This window comes from Vibrio sp. 03_296 (assembly GCF_002265885.1).
Window position 1 is genome coordinate 1 of record NZ_NPKW01001317.1, and the last position, 777, is coordinate 777.

1 rRNA gene is annotated in these 777 nt (G+C 47.0%); it reads left to right on the plus strand.

Features of this window, described 5'->3' with window-relative positions:
* Positions 1–179 precede the first annotated feature (179 nt).
* Positions 180–777: ribosomal RNA gene (locus CIK04_RS31785) — 23S ribosomal RNA — on the plus strand; the annotation flags it as partial.

Below are 777 nucleotides of genomic sequence, written 5' to 3' on the forward strand. Positions count from 1 at the left end.
GTAAAGTTCTCAATGTTTGTCTTTAAGACAAACACCAACAAACACATTCAAGTGTTCTTGGGAATGTCACTGTTAAGTGACTATTCGAAATTGAGTCCGGCAAAATCAACGCTATCTCGCTCATTCAAATAATGAGATAGCAACTTTGGTTGTTTAACAAAGACCCTTTGGGGTTGTATGGTTAAGTGACTAAGCGTACACGGTGGATGCCTTGGCAGTCAGAGGCGATGAAGGACGTACTAACTTGCGATAAGCGCAGATAAGGCAGTAAGAGCCGTTTGAGTCTGCGATTTCCGAATGGGGAAACCCAACTGCATAAGCAGTTACTGTTAACTGAATCCATAGGTTAACAGAGCAAACCGGGGGAACTGAAACATCTAAGTACCCCGAGGAGAAGAAATCAACCGAGATTCCGGTAGTAGCGGCGAGCGAACCTGGATTAGCCCTTAAGCACTCGTTGAAGTAGGTGAACAAGCTGGAAAGCTTGGCGATACAGGGTGATAGCCCCGTAACCGACGCTTCATCGAGCGTGAAATCGAGTAGGGCGGGACACGTGATATCCTGTCTGAATATGGGGGGACCATCCTCCAAGGCTAAATACTCCTGACTGACCGATAGTGAACCAGTACCGTGAGGGAAAGGCGAAAAGAACCCCTGTGAGGGGAGTGAAATAGAACCTGAAACCGTGTACGTACAAGCAGTAGGAGCACCTTCGTGGTGTGACTGCGTACCTTTTGTATAATGGGTCAGCGACTTATATTCAGTGGCAAGGTTAAC